The following is a 21,979-nucleotide window of genomic DNA, read 5'->3' as shown; positions in this document are numbered from 1 at the left end:
ACGGTCAGTTCGGACAGGGTTGCCCGGCCGCGCCCCACATCGCCATGTCCTTGACGTGATCCTCGAAGGTCCCCGGCGGCGTCGAGCGGCCTGCTCCGGGGGCCCAGCCTCTCGGAATGAAGCCGTTCAGCGATGCATCGTGCCGCAAATGGTCGACGAGGCCGGCGGCGTCGCGGCCGCCATTGCGCTTGGTATCCTTCAACTGTGCGCAAATTTCGGCGCCGCTCTTGCCAAACCAGATGAAGGCCACCGGTGCGAGCTGCCAGTCGATGCCGGCGCGCGGCGGCGACGGTGCCGGCTCGTTGGCCTGGGTCGAGGTCATGTGACAGGTCGAGCACGCAATCGCCTCCGCGCCGGTGCGGCTCTCGCCGCCGTGGATGTTCATGCCGTGCACGCGAGGTTTCGTTTCGCCCGCAGGCGTCCAGATCGGGATGGCCTTGGCATCGACATGGCAGTTGGCGCAGCGCGGATGGGTCACCACCGCTTCAATCCGCTTCCAGGCCTCCAGTCCCTCGGCGCGACTGACGCTGCCCGGCGGCAAGACATCTTTTTTGGCCTCGTCCTTGGCCGCGACAATTCCCGTGAGGGCCGCGATTGACGCAGCGGCGAGTGCGACCACGATCGGAGATCTCTTCATCATCCGCCTCACACGAAATCGATGAACTTGTTGAACGGCATCTCGCGGATGCGCTTTCCGGTCGCCGCGAAGATCGCGTTCGCAAGCGCAGGCGCGGCCGGCGGAACCGGCGGCTCGCCGACCCCCCTCACCTTCGGATCGTTCTCGAGCCCACGAACCTCGATGACCGGGCATTGATAGATCCGCATGGCTTCGTGGTGATTGTAGTTGGTCTGCTGCACCGCGCCCTTGGCGTAAGTGAGCTCGCAGTTGATGGCGTGACCGAGTCCCCAGACGACGCCGCCCTGCACCTGGTTCTCGAAATTGACGGGATCGACGACTTTGCCGACATCGGCGGCGACCCAGACCTTGTCGATCCTGATACCGTCGGGCGTCGCCGTCACCTCGACGACTTCCGCGGTCGGCGTCCCGAAGGACTCCACGAACGCGACGCCGCGCCCTCGACCGCTGCCGAGCGGACCCTTCCAGTCCGACATCTCCGCGACCGTCTCCAGCACCTTGCGATAGTGCGGCACGGTACACATCGCGATGCGCGCCTGCATCGGGTCGAGCCCCGCGGCATGGATCAGCTCGTCGATGAAGCTTTCGGTGAAGAAGCCCGATGTCGAAGCGCCGACCGAACGCCACGTGGTGCTCGGCGAAAGCCCCTGCGCCTCGTAGCTCGTGGCCCGGAAATTGGGGATGTCGTAATAGACGTTCCAAAGCCCTGCAGCCAACTGCCCGTCGGGATCCTTCGATGGCGTGCCCGAACGCTCGAGCAGCCCCTTGAGCGGAGCAGTCGAAGCCAGTTGCAGATCGGCCGCGACGATCTTGCCCTTGTCGATGCTGCCGCGATGCCGGGCAATCGCAATCTGCCGCGGAATGTCCTGGAGGAAATCCTCCTCGCGCGAGAACACCAGCTTGATCGGCGTTCCCTTCATCTGATTGGCGATCTCGGCGAGAACGCGGACGTTCTCGTACTCGAGACGGTGGCCAAAGCTTCCACCGGTCCACTGATTGTGGAAGGTGACCTGCTCGGGTTTGAGGCCGATCGCCGTCGCCGCAACATATTGCACGAAGCGCGGGCTCTGATGGCCGACCCAGATCTCCATCCCCTTGTCGGTGACGAGGCCGATCCCGTTCAGCGGCTCGAGCGGCTGGTGCGCCACGTAGGGCGCGCGATACTCGGCCTCGACGAGCTTGCCCGTCTTCAGGCCGGTTTCGATATCGCCGATCTTCTTCCACTCCTTGCCGAGGAATTCAGGCTTGAACGAGGATTCCAGCACCTTCCAATGCTCGGCCTGCTCGGCGGGATAGGCCGAGGGCGCCCACTCGCAAGCGATGGCGTCGACGGCCTTCATCGCGTACCAGCTGTTCGTCGCGATCACCGCGACGCCATTCTTGATCTCGAGGATGTTTTTGACCCCCGGCATCACGCGCGCCTTGCTCGCGTCGTACGATTTCAGCGGCTGCCCCTTGGCGGGGTTCAGCTTGACGGCGGCATAGAGCATGCCGTCCATTTTCATATCGATGCCGAACTTCAGCTCGCCCATCACTTTCGCGCGCACGTCCAGCCGCATCATCGGCTTGCCGAGCATGCGCCATTTGGACGGGTCGCGCGGCTGCGCATCGAGCATCGGCGGAATTTTCGACGCCTCGGCCGCGAGTGCGACATAGGCGATTTTGCTTCCGTCGGGCAGGATCACATGGCCCGATTGGGTGCGCAGGTCAGCCACGGCGACGCCAGACCGTTTGGCGGCGGCGGCTTTCAGCGTCTCGCGGGCTACCGCACCGGCGACACGCAGCTTCTCATAGGTGTCCGGCACCGAGCTCGATCCACCGGTCATTTGCAGGCCAGATTGCCTCAACCATTCGAGCGTCTTGGCGCGGGCTTCCTCGGCGGCCGGACTTTGATCCGCAGCCACGAACGGCGCGAACTCGTCGGCGAATCCGGTGTTGAAATAGGCGGGACTGGGACCGGCGAAGCGGATCTCGAACTGGCCGGGATCGAGGTCCATTTCTTCGGCGATCATGATCGGCTGCACCGAGCCGACGCCCTGGCCGATGTCGGCGTGCTGCGCGATCAGCGTGATCTTGTCCGGGCTGATCTCGACCCAGGGATTGAAGCTCACGGAGTTCGGCCCGAGGCCTGCGGCCAATGGATTGTCGCTGGCGGGCGCGACCGCTTCAGCACGACCGTAGGCGCCGAACGCGACGCCGCCGGCGATCGCAGCGGAGCCGAAAACGAAAGCGCGACGCGAAAGGCGCTGCATGTGGCCCATCTCACTTCTCCGCCGTCTTGTTTGCGGCAGCCGCATGAATCGCCGCACGAATGCGCGGATAGGTGCCGCAGCGGCAGAGATTGCCGGACATCACCTGATTGATCTGCTCGTCGGTCGGTTTGGAGATCCGCGCAAGAAGCGAGATCGCCTGCATGATCTGTCCGGTCTGGCAGTAGCCGCATTGCGGGACCTGATGCTCGATCCAGGCCTGCAGGACCGGATGCTGGTCCTTGTTGTCCAGCCCTTCGAGCGTGACGACCGATTTGCCGGCGACCTCGCCGATATGCGCCTGACAGGACCGCACCGCCTTGCCGTCGATATGAACGGTGCAGGCGCCGCATTGTGCGACACCGCAGCCGTATTTGGCACTGGTGATGCCGAGCTCGTCGCGCAGCACCCACAGCAGAGGCATTTCGGCAACCACGTCGACCTGGCGCTTGATCCCATTCACCGTGAGCTCGATCATGTCCGTATATCCCTTCGTGGATCCGGTCGGCACGACAGCTCTGCCTGATGGACGCTGAGCCGTATTCCCGATTCCTGCGGAATCATGCGCAATCCGTGCGCAGTGCCGTATCGGAGCGATCGGTCCTCACCTCGGCCTGGCCACAGCACAATTCACGATACTGCCCCGGCGTGAGAGTTGCGGCCTTGCGGAACACGCGCGTGAAATTGGCTTGCGAGCCGAAACCGAAGGCCAGGGCGATTTCGACCAAGGACAAGCGGTCGCGCGCGAGTTCGTGCCGCGCAGCCTGAACGCGGCGCTCGGTCACATAACGGTGCGGTGACAATCCGGTCGCTTCGCGAAACAGGCGGGAAAAATGATAGGGGCTGAGGCAAGCCTGGGCCGCCAGATCCTCGAGCCTGATATCGCTGCCAAGAGAAGCCTCGATATAGTCCAGTACGCGCTGCAGGCGCCGCGGATCGAGCGCCGGCAACTTGTCCGGCGCGCGCCAGCGGTCGATCGTATAATTTCCTAGAAGATGCGCCGCGAGCGCAACCTGGATTCCCTCCACGAACAGCGCGTCGGTCGACTGGCGCGGGCGATGGAGCAGATCGCGAAGCGGCGAGCAGATGTGGAAGAGCACCTGGTCCGCCAGACCGTGGGCGTAGGCGATCTCGACTTTTGCCGGATCGATATCGAAGTCCGCAAGCGCGCTCTGGTCGAGCAGCGCCGGCGGAAGATAGAGATGAAGACATTCCATCCGGTCCGACAGCTCGAGATGGCTTTCCTGTGTCCCCACCGGGACGAGGTAGCTCATGCCCGGCCGCGCGAGGCTCTTCTGGACTTCGCCGTTGCCGGCCCGGCAGACCATCCCACCTCCCGATAGCAGCATGACGAGCTCGGTGCAGATCGGAACGGGCGTTGCCTGGCGCCCTGCCTCGAACTTGCGATGTTCGATGGCCAGCCCCGGCCAGTCGCTGGCCGCAGCGAGCTTCTCGCTGTTCTGATATTTCTGATCTCCATGCGTCACGAGCGCCATCACGACCTCCGCTTCAGTTGCGGCGAATCCCGGCCCCGTATCGCGAGCGAGCGATCATTCCACCCGGTGTTGAGTTGCAGCCCGGCCGCTGCCACGCCGATCTTCGAATTTCTCACAAGCGGCGACAGCGAAGTCCAGAGGCGAAGCGGTTAAAAGAGGTAAAAGGCAGGCAAAGCAAAGACTTGGAACGCGGCGTGCTCGGCTTCGAAAGCCGATCTCTTCATGGAAGAGCAAGATGCGTCCGTCATCGCGCAGGAATCGGAAATACCGCAGTGCTCGCGAGCGCTAGTGAAGCGCTCATCAACGGCAATGCCGCCGTATCGAGGATCGGAGCCTGGTATGAAGACGCTTATTTCTACGCTTGCCGCAATGACGATCGCAACGGCCGCCCCCGCAATCGCGGCCGAGAGGACCGTTTCCATCGTCCTCGTCCATGGCGCCTTCGTCGACGGATCGGGCTGGAAGGACACCTACGACATCCTCTCGAAGGCGGGCTATGAGGTGCTCGTCGTGCAGCAGCCGACGATCTCGCTGCGTGACGATGTCGCGGAGACCGAACGCGTGATCGCCAAGGCGCGGCATCCGGTCATTCTCGTCGGACATTCCTATGGCGGGATGGTCATCACCGAAGCCGGCGACAATCCGAAGGTTCGCAGCCTGGTCTATCTCGCGGCATATGCTCCCGATGCCGGGGAGTCGGTCAGCACGCTGTCGGAAGCACCCGTGCCGCCCGGGGAGCACAAGGGTCCGCTGGTCATTGAGGGCAATTATCTCTTCGTGGAGCGCGATAAATTCCCGACCTCCTTCGCCGCCGGTGTCGACCCGGCCACGACCCGCTTCATGGCTGCGGCGCAATTGCCGTTTGGATTGCAGGCGGTGCAGACCAAGGTCGAGCGCGTGGCCTGGAAGACGAAGCCGACCTATTACATGGTGACGATGGAGGATCACATTATCCCTCCGAGCTTACTGCGCACCATGGCCAAGCGCTCGGGCGCGAAGGTGACGGAGATCAAAAGCAGCCACGCGGTGATGCTGTCGCATCCGCGCGAGGTCGCGGCCTTCATCAGAAGCGCAGACACGTCCGCAGCGGACTGAGTTCGGCCGCGCCGGGCACGGATGGTCTTGGCTGTCACACAAGGACTCGCGACATGCCCCTCAAGGATATTCTGCCGGGAAGACTTGGCTTCGGTGCAGCGCCGCTCGGCAACATGTTCCGCGACATCCCGGAGCAGGAAGCCCTCGCGACGGTCAACGCAGCCTGGGACGACGGCATCCGCTATTTCGACACCGCGCCGTTCTACGGCGCGGGCCTCGCCGAGATCCGCATGGGCGCTGCGCTCGCCGGCCGGCCGCGCAGCGACTATGTCGTCAGCACCAAGGTCGGAAGGCTGATCCTGGACGAGATCGAGGATGTCAGCGCCCGCGATCTCGGCGAGAAGGGCGGCGTCTTCCAGTACGGGCGCCCGAACAGGATCGTGAACGACTATTCCCGGGACGGGACGTTGCGCTCGATCGAGGACAGCCTGAAGCGGCTCGGCACCTCCCACATCGACATCGCATTCGTGCACGACGTCGCGCAGGATTTTTACGGCGACGAGTGGCTTTCGGTGTTCGAAAGCGCGCGCAAGGGCGCGTTCAAAGCGCTCGACCAGCTGCGCGACGAAGGCGTGATCAAGGCATGGGGCCTCGGCGTCAACCGGGTCGAGCCGATCGAGCTGCTGCTCGCGCTCGAAGAGCCGCGCCCCGACGGCTTCCTGCTCGCGGGCCGTTACACGCTGCTCGACCATGCAAGGGCGCTGCAGCGGGTGATGCCGATGGTTGCGGAACATGAACTCGCGATCGTCGTCGGCGGCCCCTACAGTTCGGGCGCGCTCGTCGGCGGCCCGAATTTCGAATATGCGCCGGCGCCCCCGGAAATCCTCAACAAGGTGGCGCGGATCAAGGCCATCGCCGACCGCTACGGCATCAGCATGAAGGCGGCAGGCTTGCAGTTCGCGCTCGCGAGCCCGGTGGTCGCGGCCGTCATTCCCGGCGCGAGCCGCCCGGGCCGCATCGCCGAGGATCGCGCTGCGCTCGAGGAGGCCATCCCCGCCGATTTCTGGCGCGAGCTACGTTCGGAAGGGCTCGTCAACCCCGCAGCTCCGCTTCCGGCGGCCGCTTGAGGCGCCGAGGGCACAAGCAGGTTCATCCCGGCCGAGCGCTGCTCCGGCCGGCAGGATAACGCACACAAAATCCAACGAACGACCAAGGAGAGCGACATGACAGATGAAGCAGACAACGCCACCGACATGGGCCGCCGCACCCTGCTCCAGACCGCCGGCGCAGCCGTCGTCACCGGCCTCGTCGCCGGCGCGACCGACGCGCGGGCCGCGACGCAAGACGGCATGTCGTCAGCGGCGCGCGACGAGGCGCCGCTCGGTGCGCGGCTTCAGGGCGTCCAGCATTTCGGGCTGACGGTGCAGAACATGGAGCGGGCCTATCAGTTCTACACGGAGGTGCTCGGCGGCACCGAGGTGTTCCGTCACGGCGACTTCCAGGGCGACGGGGTGCAGAACACGCTGCTGGCCGACCAGGAGATCGAGGCGAACGCGCGCGGGGTCAATCCGCGGACCATCGGCGTTCCCGACCTCAGAAGCGGAGCGCAAAGGCTCGATGTGCGCTTCATCCAGTTCGACAACATGGTGCTCGAATTGCTGCAATATCGCGAGGCCGACCAGCCCATGGGCGCCGCGAAGAGCTTTGCCGAACCGTTGGAGCACATGAGTCCGGCTTTCCCGCGCATGATGCACATCTGCTTCTATGTTCGCGACGATGTCGACTTCAACAAGTTCATCGCCGACCTCGAAGCCGAATCCGCGCGTCGCGGCATGAACCAGGTACGAGCGAACCGCACCATCCGCGTCATGACCGAAGCCGACCGCAAGGCCGCGCCCCGTAGCGCCAACACGAACCGGGTGACCGCGGAACCCTCGAACGGGTGGGAGCTGATCTATTGCAAGGGGCCGGAGGGCGAGCAGCTCGAATTCGTCAAAGCGCTCGGCCCCGTCAAGCAGCGTTTTAGCGAGGCCCTGGCAAAGCGGCAGCAGACAATCGTGCGCTGACCCGTGAAACATCGGGCGACCGGCTTCCGCTGGTCGCCCGACAAAGCACCCTCGATCTCGATGTGAAGGACTTCATCATGCAAACGCTCGTCCGCAATTCGCTTGGCGCCCTGCTCGTCGCTGTGTCGGTGGCCATGACGACAGCACCAGTCGTCGCCCAGGAAGCCCCGCGCGTACGCTATCAGGAGATTCCGGAAGGCGCCTATTCGGTGGTGGCCCAGGTGCGCGCCAAGCCTGGAAAGGAAGACGCATTGCGCACGGCCACGCTTCCGCTGATCGACCTGGTTCGGGGCGATCCCAAGAACCTGGTCTATTTTCTCCAGGAAGACCGCGCCAAACCCGGTCATTTCATCTTCTACGAGGTGTTCGCCAGCCAGGCCGATTTCGACGCGCACAATGCCATGCCTTATGTGCAGGCGTGGTTCGCCAAGCTTCCGGAACTTGCCGATGGCGGCGTCGAGGTCATGCGCATGGCGGTTCTTGGCGTGCCCAAGAAATAGCCGGCCTGCCCGCGAGCGGTTTTGTCGCAGTCATCCCGCGGGTCAATGCCCGCCGCAATCGTGCGAATTCAGAAGCGCTTGCTTCAACAAGTTTGCAGCGCATGATAATTGCAAGCGATCTGTTCGATCGATTGGCAATGGTCAATGCGAGCTGCCACGGAGACACGGCAACGGGGCACACACCGGCAGGAACTCACATACTGCTTCGGCCCATTTCGACTGGTTCCCCGCCGCCAGTTGCTTCTTCTCGACGGGTGTCCCGTCAAACTGGGCGGACGCGCATTCGAGCTCCTGCAGGTGCTGGTGCAGCGCTGCGGCGATCTGGTCAGCAAGAATGAGCTGATGGCGGCGGCCTGGCCGGGCACCTTCCTCCACGACAGCAATCTCAAGGTCAACATGTGGAGCCTGCGGCGCTCGCTGGGGGATACCCAGATCGAGCCCATCTACATCGCGACCGTGGCGCGCCGCGGGTACAAGTTCATCGCGGACGTCCAAATCAGCATCGGCGAGGTCGAGGACGATCTTGCGCTCGCCGATCCGCTCCCCCTGTCCAATCCGCCATTGCCACGCGGCATCGTTGGTCGCGAAGCGGAAATCGTCGAAATCGCCGATCTGCTGGCCGACAACAGGCACGTGACCCTGGCCGGCGCGGGAGGCATCGGCAAGACGACAGTTGCCGTGGCTGTCGCCCAGGCGTTTGCGCCGCGGTGCCGCGACGGCGTCTGCTTCGTCGATCTCGCGACGATCTCCGATCCGACGCTGTTCGGCACAGCGCTGGTGACGGCACTGGGCATCAGAGGCAATACGGACAACGGTCTGGCTGCCGCCCTCGACTATCTGAGGCCGCGGCAGATGCTGCTAATCCTCGACAATTGCGAGCATGTGCTGCCCGCCGCCACGATCTTCGCCGGCAAGTTCCTGACGGACACATCGCCGTCCAGATTGCTGGCGACGAGCCGCGAAGCTCTCGGCACCGTCACCGAGCACGTCGTACGGCTTGGCTCGCTGGCCTCGCCGAAGTCTGGCCTCGACCTGTCGGTCAATCAGGCCGTGACATTTCCAGCGGTGCAGCTGTTCGTCCGCCGCGCCGCCGAATGGTCGGACTACCAGTTCGTCGATGACGATTGCGAGGCGGTCGCCTCGATCTGCCATTCGCTTGACGGCCTTCCGCTGGCCATCGAGCTGGCAGCAGCCCAGATCGGCAGGTTCAATCCGCGCGAATTGGTGACGCTGCTCGACCAGAACCTGGGCTTTCGCGCGCCCAGCGCCGAGAGCGCGCCGCCGCGCCACGAGACCCTGATGGCGACGATCGACTGGAGCTTCCGGCTGCTGTCGCAGAAGGAGGCCAGACTGTTCGGCCTGCTGTCGGTGTTCAGCGACGCCTTTGACGCCGAGGATGCGGTTTTCGTCGCAGAAGCGGCAGGGCTCACGCCGATCGACGTCGTTACCGGCCTCGGCAGCCTCGTCGCCAAATCGCTGTTGAGCGCGCAGGCCCGGGGAGCGCATCTTCGCTACCGGCTGCTCGACAGCACACGCCGCTATGCGGCCGAGCGGCGCCAGGCCGATCCCGCCTGCGGCCAGGCGCTGCGCCACCATGCGCAGCGCGTGCTTGCGCTGTTCGAGCAGTCCGAGGAGGAGTGGAACTGGCGCGAGCCGGCCGATTGGACCCAGCGCTACCTCGGCCGCATCGCCGATCTGAGAGCTGCGCTGTCGTGGGCCTTCGGCGAGGACGGCGATGCTGTCCTCGGCATCAGGCTCGCGGTTGCGGCGATCACCTTGTGGTCGGAAACCTCCATCCTGTCGGAAGCGCAGGCGCGGCTGGAGGACGCGCTCGCCTTAGCCAAGACCGTCGCGTGCGACGATCTGTCGAAGGCAAAGCTCGCCTGCGCCCTTGGATGGAGCCTGTTCTACGCCCGCAAGATGTCGAACGAGAACGAGGTTGCCTGGCTCGATGCGATCGCCTTCGCAAGGCGCGCCGGCAGTATCGAGTATCAGCAGCGAGCGCTGGTGGGTTTTGCCTTTTACCTGTTGCAGATCGGTCAGGTCCCGCGCGCCATAACCTATCTCGAGGAGGCCACCGCGCTCGCCGACCGCGACCGCGGCCGCGACCTGACGGCGACGTCTGAAGCCGATCGGGCACTGGCCTGGGCCCACGCCTTTGCCGGCGAGTTGAGCAAGAGCCGCCCGGTTCTGGATCGCCTCGCGGCGACCTATTCGCTGGCTGAGGGCCGTTCGCGCAAGGATGCGAATGAGGTCTACCGGTTCATCACGGTCCGCTTCAACCTGCCCTTCGTGGCGTGGATGCAAGGGCAGGCCGACCACGCGGCAAGGCTCGCCCGCGACGCGGTCGACGCCGCGGACCGCGGCGGCCATTGGGTGTCGCAGTCGAACGCACTCGGGCTCGCCGCACTTCCCGTCGCGCTCGAAACCGGCAATCTGGATGCGCTCGAGAGTTACACGATGCGGCTGCGTCGCAACCTCGAACGTGAGCGCATCTCGCGCTGGGTTCCGGTCGAGCGCTATTTCTCCGCGTGCCTTCGCGAGCTACGTGGCGATCCCCGTGCGGTTCAGGATATTCGAGCCGCAATCGACGAACTGATCGAATGTCGCTTCCTGATGCGGATCGGCAGCTATCTCGCGGTCCTCGCCCGCGCCTATCTGCGGCAGGGGCGGATCGCAGATGCGCGCGAAGCCATCACGCGTGCGATCGACCATCAGGAACGTCAGGGTGAGCGCTGGTGCCGGTCGGAACTGCAGCGGGTCGAGGCAGCGGTCCTTCTCCACGCCGGCGAGCCGCTGCGCGCCGAGCAGCGACTCCAGCAGGCACTTACCGAAGCGCGCGCCATAGGCGCGATGACATTCCAGCTGCGGATCGCCACCGATCTCGCAGCACACTGGATCGCGACCGGCCGCAGGGCGAAGGCCATCCGACTGCTCGCCCCGATTTATGACGCGTTCACCGAGGGCTTCGAAACGCCGGATCTCGTTGCGGCCGAGCGCCTGCTGCAACGCAGGCAGCCAACGGCGAATGGCTGCGGCCGTTATCGCCAGCCGGAGCCGATGCACGCCCGCGGTGCATAGCTGGCCTACCGCCGCGCCCACCGCGCGCGCTTTACGCCTCTCCGATTTCCTGATCCTCTCTTCCCAACCAGCCGGATCAACCGGCCTCTACCTGAGGAGAGAGACGCCATGAAGCTCGGCACTGCGATTGCGGAAATCATGAGGCGCGAGGGGATCGAGATCCTCTGCGGCTATCCGGTCAATCACCTGATCGAGCATGCGGCCAAGGCCGAGATCCGTCCCGTCATGGTGCGGCAGGAGCGCGTCGGCATCCACATGGCGGATGCAATTTCGCGGGTGACCTCGGGACGCAGCGTCGGCGCGTTCTGCATGCAGCATGGACCCGGCGCGGAGAACGCGATGGGCGGCGTCGCCCAGTGCTTCGGCGAATCCGTGCCCGTGCTGGTGCTGCCGATGGGCTATCAGCGCCGGCTCGCGCATATCGAGCCGAACTTCAATTCCAGCGAGGCGATGAAGCCGTTCGCGAAATCCTCCGAGCCGATCATCCTGGCCGCGGAGGTCGCCAACATCTTCCGCCGCGCCTTCACCAAGCTGAAGAACGGCCGCGGAGGGCCCGTGATCGTCGAGATCCCCTCGGACATGTGGAACGAGGAGGTGCCGGAGCCGCTGAACTACACGCCGGTGCTGCGCACCCGCTACGGCGCCGATCCCGTCCACGTGAAGGAAGCCGCCAGCCTTCTCGTCAACGCGAAGCGGCCGGTCATCTATGCGGGCCAGGGCGTGCATTACGCGCAGGCCTGGCCGCAGCTGAAGCGGCTCGCGGAGCGGCTCGCTATCCCCGTCACCACCAGCCTCGGGGGCAAATCGGCGTTTCCGGAAACGCATCCGCTCTCGCTCGGCTCCGGCGGGCTCGCGGTGCCGCGCGCAGTCCCGAAATTCCTCGCCGAGGCCGACGTCATCTTCGGTATCGGCTGCTCCTTCACCGAAACAAATTTCGGCATCGCGATGCCCAAGGGCAAGACCATCATCCATTCGACGCTCGATCCGAACCATCTCAACAAGGATGTCGAAGCCAGCATCGGCCTCGTCGGCGATGCCGGCCTCGTGCTCGATGCCTTGCTGGAGGAGATCGGCAAGACCGTCACCAGGGATCGCGACGCCTCGGCGGTCGCGGCCGAGATCGCGGCCTCGCACAAGGAGTGGCTGGCGAAATGGATGCCAAAACTCACCAGCAACGATGCACCCTTGAGCCCCTATCGCGTGCTGTGGGACTTGCAGCACACCGTCGACGTCAAGAACACCATCATCACCCACGATGCCGGCAGCCCACGCGACCAGCTCTCGCCGTTCTGGAAGGCGGTCGAGCCCCTCACCTATCTCGGCTGGGGCAAGACGACGCAGCTCGGCTACGGCCTCGGGCTCGCGATGGGCGCAAAGCTGGCAAAGCCCGACAAGCTCTGCATCAACGTCTGGGGCGATGCGGCGATCGGCTTCACCGGCATGGATTTCGAAACCGCCGTGCGCGAGCGCATCCCGATCATGTCGGTCCTGCTCAACAATTTCTCGATGGCGATCGAGCTGAAGGTGATGCCGGTCTCGACCGAGAAATATCGCTCGACCGACATTTCCGGCGACTATGCCGCGATGGCGCGCGCCTTCGGCGGCTATGGCGAGCGGGTAACGAGGCCGGACGACATCGTGCCCGCGATCAAGCGCGGCATTCAGAAGACCAGGGAAGGCGTGCCGGTGCTCTTGGAGTTCATCACCAGCAAGGAGACCGAGGTATCGCGGCCGGGCACGTGAGGCGAACCGGGTTTCGGTGGCAAGGCTCGCAGCCGCGAGCACTGGCTCCGGCCGCAGGAGATGTGATAATTCGACCTGATGCCGCGCATGTCGTGGCATCAAGCCGGATTGCGAATGACCAAACCTTCCAATGAAGTCGCCGATGAGCTTGGGGCCGAGAACGCGCGGCTACGCAGCGCACTCGCGATTGCGCGCGACCGTGAGAATGCCAGCGCGGAGATCCTGCGCACCATCGCGGCCTCACCATCGGATGCCCGGCCGGTCTTCGCGGCGATCGCGTCCAGCTCGAAGCGCCTGCTCGGCGGCTTCTCCGCCACCGTGCTGCAGTTCATCGGCGACGAATTGCATCTCGTGGCGTACACGCCGACCAGTCCTGAAGCCGACGAGGGGCTCAAGGGATCGTTCCCGCGCAAGATCGCGGACTTTCCAACCTTCGCCCTGGTTCGCAATGGCGAGACGATCCAGTTTCCCGACAGCGAGGCTGACGATGTCCCGGAGCTGAACAGGAATCTTGCGCGGCTGCGCGGCTTCCGCAGCGTGCTGTTCATGCCCCTGATGAACCGGGGCACGCCGGTCGGCATGATCAGCGTCACGCGCGCCGAGCCGGGCGCATTCGCAACCGATCTCGTGCAGCTGCTCCAGACCTTTGCCGACCAGGCCGTGATCGCGATCGAGAATGCGCGGCTGTTCAACCAGACGCGCGAGGCGCTCGAGCGCCAGACCGCTACGGCCGACATCCTAAAAGTGATGGCTGCCTCGCCGTCGGACGTGCAGCCCGTGTTCGACGCGATCGCCGCCAATGCCAACCGGCTGATCGGCGGCTTTTCCACGGCCGTCCTGCGCTATGTCGACGGTGCCGCGCATCTTGCGGCGTTCACGCCGACCGATCCGGCCGGTGATCGCGTGCTCCAGGCCTCGTTCCCAGTGCCGTTCGCGCAGTTCCCGCCCTACCGGCTCGTGGCCAACGGGGCCGCGGCGCAATTGCCCGACACCGAACTCGAGCCGGCCGCGCGCGACATCGCGCGCGCCCGCGGCTATCGCAGCATGCTGTTCGCGCCCCTGATGAGCGAGGGCGAAGCCATCGGAATCATCATCGCCACGCGGCGCGCGACGGGCGCGTTCGCCGAACATCATGTGCGGCTGTTGCAGACCTTCGCCGACCAGGCGGTGATTGCGATCAAGAATGTCAGCCTGTTCAACGCCACAAGGGAAGCGCTGGAGCGCCAGACCGCGACCGCCGACATCCTCAAGGTGATCGCGGCTTCGCCGGCCGATGTCACCCCGGTGTTCCAGGCGATCTCCGACAGTGCCAAGGCGCTGATCGGCGGGCATTCCTCCACTGTCACCCGCGTCATCGACGGCATGCTGCATCTGGCCGCCTTCACCACCGACAACGAGGCCGGCAACGCGGAACTGCTCAGCTCGTTTCCGGCACCGCTTGCGGCGTCCGGCATTCACAGCCGGGTGGCGGCGAGCGGGCAGTACGCCTTCCGCGGCGACATGCAGAACGAGCCCGACCTCACCGACGCCATGCGGGAGCTGGCGCGAACGCGAGGCTATCGCAGCATTCTCGTGATCCCGATGCTGCGCGACGGCACTGCGATCGGCACCATCGGCGTGACGCGGCCGGTGGCCGGTCACTTCCCGGACAAGGCGATCAATTTGCTCAAGACCTTCGCCGACCAGGCCGTGATCGCCATCGAGAACACGCGCCTGTTCAACGAGGTGCAGGACCGCACGCGTGAGCTCGCCAGATCGCTCGATGATCTCAGGGCTGCGCAGGACCGGCTGATCCAGACCGAGAAGCTGGCCTCGCTCGGCCAGCTCACCGCCGGCATCGCGCATGAGATCAAGAACCCGCTCAACTTCGTCAACAATTTTGCCTCGCTCTCCGCCGAGCTGACGAGCGAGTTGAACGAGGTGCTGGCGCCTGTCCCGCTCGCGGGCGACGTCCGCAGCGAAGTCGACGAGCTGACTGGACTTCTGAAGGACAATCTGGACAAGGTCGTGCAACACGGACGGCGCGCCGATTCCATCGTCAAGAACATGCTGCTGCATTCGCGCGAGGGCGGCGGCGAGCACCGCTTGAGCGACATCAACGCGCTGGTCGAGGAGAGCCTCAATCTCGCCTATCACGGCGCCCGCGCCGAAACACCGCAGTTCGACGTGACGCTGAAGCACGAGCTCGATCCCGCGGCCGGCCAAGCCGAAGTGTTTCCGCAGGAGATCACGCGGGTGCTGCTGAACCTGATCTCGAACGGATTTTACGCGGTGACCAGGCGCAAGGCGGAGCACGGCGGCGCCGGCTACGCGCCGATGGTGACCGCCACGACGCGCGATCGCGGCGACAGCATCGAGATCCGAATCCGCGACAACGGCACCGGCATTCCGGACGAGGTGAAGGAGAAGATGTTCAATCCCTTCTTCACCACCAAGCCGGCCGGCGAAGGCACCGGCCTCGGGCTGTCGATGAGCCATGATATCGTGGTCAAGCAGCACGGCGGCACGATCGACGTCGCGACCGAACCGGGCAAGTTCACAGAGTTCACGATTCTGCTGCCGCGGAAGAGCGGCTTCCCGGACAAGGACGGACGGTAGCTTCGTTCAAAAGGTGCTTTCATGTATCTGACCCGGCTCATTCGGCGACAATTGCTCTCGCTGTCCGGCGTCGGCCTCATGCTGGGCGCGCTGTTCTTCGCGGCCGCTCTGACGCCGACGCTGGTGCCGCGAAGCTATCTCACGCAAGGCGCCCTTGCCGGCGCCTGCTTTGCGATCGGCTACCTCGCCGGCAACCTTTGGCGCTGGCTGTGGCATTATCTCGAGCTGCCCGAGCCATCGACGCGCCTGCGCTCGCAGGCCAATGCGCTGGTCGCGGCCGGCTGCCTGATCGTCGTCCTCATCTATCTGTGGCGCGCCGCCGAATGGCAGAACTCCATCCGCACCGTGATGAAGATGGCGCCGGTCGAAACCGCGCATCCCTTCAAGGTCTGCGCCATCGCCATCGTCACGTTCGCCGCATTGCTGCTGCTGGGGAGGCTGTTCGCGCTCGTGTCGCACTTCCTCGCCTGGCACGCCAAGCGCATCATTCCACGCAAGATTGCGAACGTCATCGGCATCGCGGCTGCCGGTCTACTGTTCTGGTCGATCGCCAGCAACGTCCTGATCAGCACGGCATTTCGCGCACTCGATTCGTCCTTCCGTGAGCTCGACGCCCTGCACGAGCCCGAACGGCCGCAGCCGACCGCGCCGGATCGCACGGGAAGTGCGGCATCGCTGGTGAAGTGGACGCAGCTCGGGCGTACGGGCCGCCGGTTCATTGCCTCGGGTCCGACCGCGGCGGACATCAGCGCCATCACGGGCCGCGCCGCACATGATCCCGTGCGCGTCTATGTGGGCCTCGCCGGCGGAGGCACGGCGCAGGCGCGTGCAAGGCTTGCGCTCGACGAGCTCAAGCGCCAGCACGGCTTTGAACGCAAGATCCTGATCGTGATCACGCCGACCGGGACCGGCTGGATCGATCCGTCCGCGATGGATACGGTCGAATATCTCCACCACGGCGATGTCGCGAGCGTGGCGATGCAATATTCCTATCTCAACAGCCCGCTATCTCTGCTGTTTCAGCCCGAATACGGCGCCGAGGCGGCGCGTGCGCTGTTCGCGGAAATCTATGGCTACTGGACGAGCTTGCCGAAGGACAAGCGACCGAAGCTGTACCTCCACGGACTCAGCCTCGGCGCCATGAACTCGGAAAAATCCGCGGAGCTGTTCGAGACGATCGGCGATCCCATTGCCGGCGCGCTATGGAGCGGGCCGCCGTTCGAGAGCCGCATCTGGCGCTCGGTCATCGCGAACCGCAACCAGGGCTCGCCGGCGTGGCTCCCGGAATTCCGCGACAGCCGCATCGTGCGCTTCATGAACCAGAACGGGCCGACGGTTCCGCCAGATACGCCCTGGGGCCCGATACGCGTCGTCTACCTGCAATATGCCAGCGACGCGATCACCTTCTTCGCCTACCGCGATGCCTTTCAGGCCCCGGCCTGGATGAGCGCACCGCGCGGACCCGACGTGTCGCCCGAGCTGCGATGGTATCCGATCGTGACGATGCTGCAGCTCGCCCTCGACATGGCGGTCGCGAACGGAACGCCGATGGGTTTCGGCCATGTCTACGCGCCCGAGCATTACGTCGATGCCTGGGTCGCGGTCACCGATATCAGTGATTGGTCTGCCGATGCACTTGCGCGGCTCAAGGAACAGCTCGCGGCGAAGGCGCGGAAGACTAGCGCAGGCGATGCCGACGACGATCCCGACCGCGGGGGATAACCCCTACTCCGCCATCTCCACCTGCTGCGTGACGGAGGGGCCGGCCAGCGGTCGCTCCTCCATCATGATCAGGCAGAGCGCGGCGCCGGTCATCAGCGCGGTGGCGGCGCCGAAGACGTAGCGGAATGCGTGCCGCATGTCCTCGGTGGGGATCGCTGGGATGCTGCCCGCGACATGATGTTCGCCGGCGAGCGGAATGTCGGCGCCGAGCGCGATCAGCAGGATCGCCGCGAAGGCCGCGACCGTGAACGAGGACATCAGCGAGCGGAAGAAGTTCAGCGCGCCGGTGATGGTGCCGACTTGCGGACGCGGGACCGAATTCTGCACCGAGACCACGCAGACCGGAAAGGTCGTGCCGAGGCCGAGCGCGAACGCGGCCATCAGCGTCAGCAGGCCCCAGAGCGGCAAGGTGGTGAGCGTGAGGCCGAGGCCGCACAGCGCAGCCCAGGACGTGCCGACGATGGCGACGCGCTTGTAGTGCTTGGCGCGCGCCATGGTGCGGCCGGCGATCGCCGCACCGCAGGTCGAGACCGCCGCGAGCGGAATCAGCGCAAGCCCCGCCTCGCTGGCGCTGAGATGGTAGACCGACTCGTAATAGAGCGGCAGCTGCACGGTGAGGCCCGTGATCGCGCCGAGCGCACAGCCACCTGCCATCAGGCCGAACGGCACGACCGATCCACCGAGCAGCGGCAGCGGCAGGAACGGCTCGTCCGCACGGCGCGCATGCCAGACGAAAGTGACGGCGAGTGCGACCGCGCCGCCCACCATCGCAAGCACGGTTGGCGACAGCCAGGGATAGCGCGTGCCGCCCCAGGTCAGCACCAGCATGAAGACCACGGCGGAGGCCATCAGCAGCACGCCGCCGAGCCAGTCGACCTTGCGCTTGCGATGGAACACCGGGATCTTCTTCATCTTCGGCAGCAGCAGCGCGAGTGCGGCGGCCGTGAGCGGAAGGTTGATCCAGAAGATCATCGACCAGTGCAGGTGCTCGGCAAACACGCCGCCGATGACCGGACCCAAAATGCCGCCGACCATCCAGACGCTGGAGAAATAGGCCTGGTACTGCCCACGCTCGCGCGGGCTCACGACGTCGGAGATCACCGTCTGCACGACGGGCATGATGCCGCCGCCGCCGAGCCCCTGGAGGCCGCGCGCGAGGATCAGCATCGGCATGTTGGGCGCGATCGCGCACAGGATCGAGCCGGTCACGAACAGGCTCAGCGAGGTGATGATCATGGCCTTGCGGCCGTAGATGTCGCTGAGCGTGCCGAACACCGGCGCGACCGCGGTCGAAGCAAGCAGGTAGGCCGTGATCACCCAGGACAGGTTCGAGACGTCCTGGAACTGGCGCCCGATGGTCGGCAGCGCGGTCGCGACGATGGTCTGGTCGAGGGCGGCCAGGAACATCGTCAGCATCAGGCTGATGACGATGGTGCGGACCTCGTCCTGCCCCAGTGGCGCCGGTGGCGCGAGCGAGGGTGCGTCATCGACGCTGATGACCTCGCTCGGAAGTCGGGAGAGCTCCTCGGCGATGTCGTCGGGCAATGCCTGGATGTCGGCAGAACTGCTCTGCCGGTCGAACTTGTTCATCTCGATCGGACGCATGAGGCGGCGCAAACGCCGCGAAGGATTCGTTCTATGCAGCCAATGTAGAGAGGAAGGTTCTTCTCAGGCAGGCACCGCGGCGCATGGGTGCATCCCATCGCAGGGTCATCCCGAACACGTGATCGGCGGCGCGCGGCGGCTCAATCCTTCGGACGTCGCTTCAGGCGGGCCCGCTTCGGCAGCATGGCCGGCCATTGCACGATGTGATCCTCGAGCTCCTCGTCCGGGATCTCCTCCTCGCTGCCCTCGACCCGGCCGCGCACGGAGACGCCGGCTTCATGAACGGTGTTGGGATCGCCTGACACCAGCGGATGCCACCAATAGAGGTCGCGTCCCTCGGCGACGAGCTTGTAGCCGCAGCTTGGCGGCAGCCAGTTCAGGGTGCGGACATTGGCCGGGGTCAGGCGGACGCAGTCCGGAACCTTGTCGGAACGATTCGGGTAGTCCTTGCAGGCGCAGGTCGTCCCATCGAGCAGCTTGCAGCCGATATGGGTGAAATAGATCTGGCCGGTGTCCTCGTCCTCCAGCTTGTTCAGGCAGCAGCGGCCGCAGCCGTCGCACAGGCTTTCCCATTCCTCCCCAGACATCTGTTCCAACGTCTTGGTTTTCCAGAAGAATCCCTCCTGGCCGGAAGGTCGTTTGGGAGCTGCGGTCATGCGCCTCAACAAGATTCGAAAGAGCTACGGCTAACGCCATCTAGGGCGGGCGGACGTGAGGGTGCAAGCAGACGCCCTTCGAGGCCCGTAATGAACCGGGGTCAATTAGGCCTGTTGTTCAAAATCGCGAGCCTGACCATTGGTTTATGGGCCCTGCTCGGCTAGAAGGAACAGCAAGTCCCCAGAGGACGCGAACCGGGCGCCTTGGGTTTGCCGCAACATTCCCTCAAGACGTCTCGATGCCGCCCCCGGCCGGGTGCTTGAACGCTTTCGAACCAAGCCTCAAGGGTTCTAGGTGCGCCAGATCATACCACCGCATTGGAAGCAGAAGGTCCGGAATTTCTTCCTGGACCTCGATGCGCGCATCGACTCCTCCCTGTTCTCCTCGGCCAAGGGCATCCGCGAGCTCTACGAGCGCTACTCGACCTTCATGGACCGCTTCTATGTCGGGCGGTGGAAGCGCTGGGTGTTCATCGAGCCGCTGTCGGAGGCCGCGACCCTCGGGCTCGGCGGCCTCGTCGTGATGCTCACGCTCGCCATCCCCGCCTTCCGCGAGACCGCGGACGAGGACTGGCTGAAGAAGTCCGATCTGGCGGTGAGCTTCCTCGACCGCTACGGCAACCCGATCGGCAGCCGCGGCATCAAGCACAACGACTCGATCCCGCTGGAAGATTTCCCCGACGTCCTGATCAAGGCGACGCTGGCGACCGAAGACCGCCGCTTCTACGAGCATTTCGGCATCGACATCGCCGGCACCGCGCGCGCGCTCGTCACCAACGCGCAAGCCGGCGGCGTCCGCCAGGGCGGCTCCTCGATCACCCAGCAGCTCGCCAAGAACCTGTTCCTGAGCAACGAGCGCACCATCGAGCGCAAGGTCAACGAGGCCTTCCTCGCGATCTGGCTGGAATGGCGCCTGACCAAGAACGAGATCCTCAAGCTGTATCTCGACCGCGCCTATATGGGCGGCGGCACTTTCGGCGTCGACGGCGCGGCGCACTTCTACTTCAACAAGTCGGCGCGCGACGTGACGCTTTCGGAAGCGGCGATGCTCGCCGGCCTGTTCAAGGCGCCGACGAAGTATGCCCCGCACATCAACCTGCCCGCCGCCCGCGCCCGAGCCAACGTCGTGCTCGACAATCTCGTCGATGCCGGCTTCATGACCGAGGGCCAGGTGTTCGGCGCCCGCCGCAACCCGGCCTTCGCCGTCGACCGCCGCGACGAGGCTTCGCCGAACTACTATCTCGACTACGCCTTCGACGAGATGCGCAAGCTGGTCGATACCTTCCCGAAATCCTACGTCGAGCGCGTCTTCGTGGTACGCCTCGCTATCGACGCCAACGTGCAGAAGGCGGCCGAAGACGCCATCGAGAACCAGCTGCGCCAGTTCGGCCGCGATTATCACGCAACGCAGGCGGCAACCGTCGTCGCCGATCTCGACGGCGGCATCCGCGCCATGGTCGGCGGCCGCGACTACGGCGCCAGCCAGTTCAACCGCGCCACCGACGCCTATCGCCAGCCCGGCTCCTCGTTCAAGCCTTACGTCTACACCACGGCGCTGCTGAACGGCTTCACGCCGAACTCGATCGTGGTCGACGGCCCGGTCTGCATCGGCAATTGGTGTCCGCAGAACTATGGTCATTCCTATTCCGGCTCGGTGACGCTGACGCAGGCGATCACGCGCTCGATCAACGTCGTGCCGGTGAAACTGTCGATCGCGATCGGCCAGAAGGAACAGCCGAAGGCGCCGAACCCGGCCAAGATCGGCCGCGCCAAGATCGTCGAGGTCGCGCGCCGCTTCGGCCTCAAGGCGCCGCTGCCCGATACGCCGTCGCTGCCGATCGGCTCCGACGAAGTCACCGTGCTCGAGCACGCGGTTGCCTATGCGACGTTCCCGAACCGCGGCAAGTCGGTGACGCCGCATTCGGTGCTGGAGGTGCGCACCGGCGCGGGCGACCTGGTCTGGCGCTGGGACCGCGACGGGCCGAAGCCGAAGCAGGCCATTCCGCCGAATATCGCCGCCGACATGGCGGGCATGATGAGCCACGTCGTCAGCGAGGGCACCGCGCGGCGCGCCGCGCTCGACGGCATTCCGACCGCGGGCAAGACCGGTACGACCAATGCGTATCGCGACGCCTGGTTCGTCGGCTACACCGGCAATTTCACCTGCGCGGTCTGGTACGGCAACGACGACTACTCGCCGACCAACCGCATGACCGGCGGCTCGCTGCCGGCGCAGACCTGGCACGACATCATGGTCGCCGCGCATCAGGGCGTCGAGGTCCGGGAGATCCCCGGCATCGGCATGGGCCAGAAGCTGCCGCCGCAGCCGAAGGACGCGAACGCGCAGGCCAGCGCGGCGCCGAAGGTACTGGAGACCAAGCCCGGTCCGCCGCCCGTACTGACCAAGCGCGGCGCCGATATTCTGGTGCGGGTCGAGAAGCTGCTCGATGACGCCGCCAGGACCGCAAACAAATCGACGGCCGACGACAGCAAGCCGGCCAAGCCATCCTCGGCATCGAGTGCACTCGCCTTCCCGCAGAACTATGCGGAAGAGAATGCGAACGCATCCGCCCCGCGCAAGAACTGATCGA

The 21,979-nt window shown here is 65.2% G+C and carries 15 protein-coding genes; 9 read left to right on the top strand and 6 right to left on the bottom strand.

From position 1 onward, the window contains the following. Positions 1 to 4: 4 nt before the first annotated feature. The 4 genes from IQ16_RS06130 to IQ16_RS06115 all read right to left on the bottom strand — a co-directional run bounded on the left by IQ16_RS06130 (position 5) and on the right by IQ16_RS06115 (position 4,382). Complete coding sequence (locus tag IQ16_RS06130; protein WP_026312778.1) at positions 5 to 637, bottom strand: hypothetical protein; 633 nt, start codon at positions 635 to 637, stop codon at positions 5 to 7. Positions 638 to 645: 8 nt separating this feature from the next. Continuing rightward, positions 646 to 2,898: a xanthine dehydrogenase family protein molybdopterin-binding subunit gene (locus tag IQ16_RS06125; RefSeq protein WP_018647798.1), complete on the bottom strand. Its 2,253-nt coding sequence runs from the start codon at positions 2,896 to 2,898 to the stop codon at positions 646 to 648. Position 2,899: 1 nt separating this feature from the next. Next, positions 2,900 to 3,364, bottom strand: a complete 465-nt coding sequence (locus IQ16_RS06120) for a (2Fe-2S)-binding protein (protein ID WP_018647799.1) — start codon at positions 3,362 to 3,364, stop codon at positions 2,900 to 2,902. A gap of 82 nt (positions 3,365 to 3,446) precedes the next feature. Further along, the gene (locus tag IQ16_RS06115; protein ID WP_018647800.1) at positions 3,447 to 4,382 is read right to left on the bottom strand and encodes a helix-turn-helix domain-containing protein; all 936 of its coding nucleotides are present in this window, start codon (positions 4,380 to 4,382) and stop codon (positions 3,447 to 3,449) included. Between the two features lie 339 nt (positions 4,383 to 4,721). On the opposite strand from IQ16_RS06115, the gene IQ16_RS06110 reads away from it, so the two are divergent. From IQ16_RS06110 to IQ16_RS06075, 8 genes are all read left to right on the top strand, one after another. Continuing rightward, the gene (locus IQ16_RS06110) at positions 4,722 to 5,477 is read left to right on the top strand and encodes an alpha/beta fold hydrolase (RefSeq protein WP_145831306.1); all 756 of its coding nucleotides are present in this window, start codon (positions 4,722 to 4,724) and stop codon (positions 5,475 to 5,477) included. Between the two features lie 53 nt (positions 5,478 to 5,530). After that, a complete protein-coding gene (locus IQ16_RS06105; protein WP_018647802.1) occupies positions 5,531 to 6,544 on the top strand; it encodes an aldo/keto reductase in 1,014 nt (337 codons plus the stop codon). Positions 6,545 to 6,640: 96 nt separating this feature from the next. Then, positions 6,641 to 7,483, top strand: a complete 843-nt coding sequence (locus IQ16_RS06100; protein WP_018647803.1) for a VOC family protein — start codon at positions 6,641 to 6,643, stop codon at positions 7,481 to 7,483. A gap of 62 nt (positions 7,484 to 7,545) precedes the next feature. Beyond that, positions 7,546 to 7,983: a putative quinol monooxygenase gene (locus IQ16_RS06095; protein ID WP_018647804.1), complete on the top strand. Its 438-nt coding sequence runs from the start codon at positions 7,546 to 7,548 to the stop codon at positions 7,981 to 7,983. A gap of 144 nt (positions 7,984 to 8,127) precedes the next feature. Beyond that, on the top strand, positions 8,128 to 11,064 hold the full coding sequence (locus IQ16_RS06090) for an ATP-binding protein (protein WP_145831305.1): 2,937 nt from the start codon (positions 8,128 to 8,130) through the stop codon (positions 11,062 to 11,064). A gap of 75 nt (positions 11,065 to 11,139) precedes the next feature. Continuing rightward, positions 11,140 to 12,807, top strand: a complete 1,668-nt coding sequence (locus IQ16_RS06085) for a thiamine pyrophosphate-requiring protein (protein ID WP_283812173.1) — start codon at positions 11,140 to 11,142, stop codon at positions 12,805 to 12,807. Positions 12,808 to 12,921: 114 nt separating this feature from the next. Continuing rightward, positions 12,922 to 15,405 (top strand): GAF domain-containing sensor histidine kinase, encoded by a 2,484-nt coding sequence (locus IQ16_RS06080; protein WP_018647807.1) that lies wholly within the window; start codon positions 12,922 to 12,924, stop codon positions 15,403 to 15,405. A gap of 21 nt (positions 15,406 to 15,426) precedes the next feature. Continuing rightward, positions 15,427 to 17,127, top strand: a complete 1,701-nt coding sequence (locus tag IQ16_RS06075; RefSeq protein ID WP_018647808.1) for an alpha/beta hydrolase — start codon at positions 15,427 to 15,429, stop codon at positions 17,125 to 17,127. Positions 17,128 to 17,130: 3 nt separating this feature from the next. On the opposite strand, the gene IQ16_RS06070 is transcribed toward IQ16_RS06075, so the two are convergent. Beyond that, a complete protein-coding gene (locus IQ16_RS06070) occupies positions 17,131 to 18,717 on the bottom strand; it encodes an MDR family MFS transporter (protein WP_026312780.1) in 1,587 nt (528 codons plus the stop codon). A gap of 155 nt (positions 18,718 to 18,872) precedes the next feature. Further along, positions 18,873 to 19,388, bottom strand: a complete 516-nt coding sequence (locus tag IQ16_RS06065) for a YcgN family cysteine cluster protein (protein ID WP_018647810.1) — start codon at positions 19,386 to 19,388, stop codon at positions 18,873 to 18,875. 295 nt (positions 19,389 to 19,683) lie between these two features. Between IQ16_RS06065 and IQ16_RS06060 the strand changes: the two genes are divergently transcribed. Then, positions 19,684 to 21,975 carry a transglycosylase domain-containing protein gene (locus IQ16_RS06060; RefSeq protein ID WP_018647811.1) on the top strand — a complete coding sequence of 764 codons (2,292 nt, stop codon included), beginning with the start codon at positions 19,684 to 19,686 and terminating at the stop codon, positions 21,973 to 21,975. The last annotated feature ends 4 nt before the right edge of the window (positions 21,976 to 21,979 follow it).

The sequence above is a fragment of the Bradyrhizobium huanghuaihaiense genome (assembly GCF_007830635.1).
In the GTDB taxonomy this organism is placed as follows: Bacteria; Pseudomonadota; Alphaproteobacteria; order Rhizobiales; family Xanthobacteraceae; genus Bradyrhizobium; species Bradyrhizobium huanghuaihaiense.
Note: the sequence above shows the minus strand (reverse complement) of the source record. Positions and strands in the feature narration are given on the sequence as shown.

Excerpts from the sequence above, each read along its gene's own strand:
- IQ16_RS06130 (WP_026312778.1), bottom strand. The coding sequence starts at position 637 with ATGAAGAGATCTCCGATCGTGGTCGCACTCGCCGCTGCGTCAATCGCG.
- IQ16_RS06125 (WP_018647798.1), bottom strand. The coding sequence starts at position 2,898 with ATGGGCCACATGCAGCGCCTTTCGCGTCGCGCTTTCGTTTTCGGCTCC.
- IQ16_RS06120 (WP_018647799.1), bottom strand. The coding sequence starts at position 3,364 with ATGATCGAGCTCACGGTGAATGGGATCAAGCGCCAGGTCGACGTGGTT.
- IQ16_RS06115 (WP_018647800.1), bottom strand. The coding sequence starts at position 4,382 with ATGGCGCTCGTGACGCATGGAGATCAGAAATATCAGAACAGCGAGAAG.
- IQ16_RS06110 (WP_145831306.1), top strand. The coding sequence starts at position 4,722 with ATGAAGACGCTTATTTCTACGCTTGCCGCAATGACGATCGCAACGGCC.
- IQ16_RS06105 (WP_018647802.1), top strand. The coding sequence starts at position 5,531 with ATGCCCCTCAAGGATATTCTGCCGGGAAGACTTGGCTTCGGTGCAGCG.
- IQ16_RS06100 (WP_018647803.1), top strand. The coding sequence starts at position 6,641 with ATGACAGATGAAGCAGACAACGCCACCGACATGGGCCGCCGCACCCTG.
- IQ16_RS06090 (WP_145831305.1), top strand. The coding sequence starts at position 8,128 with ATGCGAGCTGCCACGGAGACACGGCAACGGGGCACACACCGGCAGGAA.
- IQ16_RS06080 (WP_018647807.1), top strand. The coding sequence starts at position 12,922 with ATGACCAAACCTTCCAATGAAGTCGCCGATGAGCTTGGGGCCGAGAAC.
- IQ16_RS06075 (WP_018647808.1), top strand. The coding sequence starts at position 15,427 with ATGTATCTGACCCGGCTCATTCGGCGACAATTGCTCTCGCTGTCCGGC.
- IQ16_RS06070 (WP_026312780.1), bottom strand. The coding sequence starts at position 18,717 with ATGAACAAGTTCGACCGGCAGAGCAGTTCTGCCGACATCCAGGCATTG.
- IQ16_RS06065 (WP_018647810.1), bottom strand. The coding sequence starts at position 19,388 with ATGACCGCAGCTCCCAAACGACCTTCCGGCCAGGAGGGATTCTTCTGG.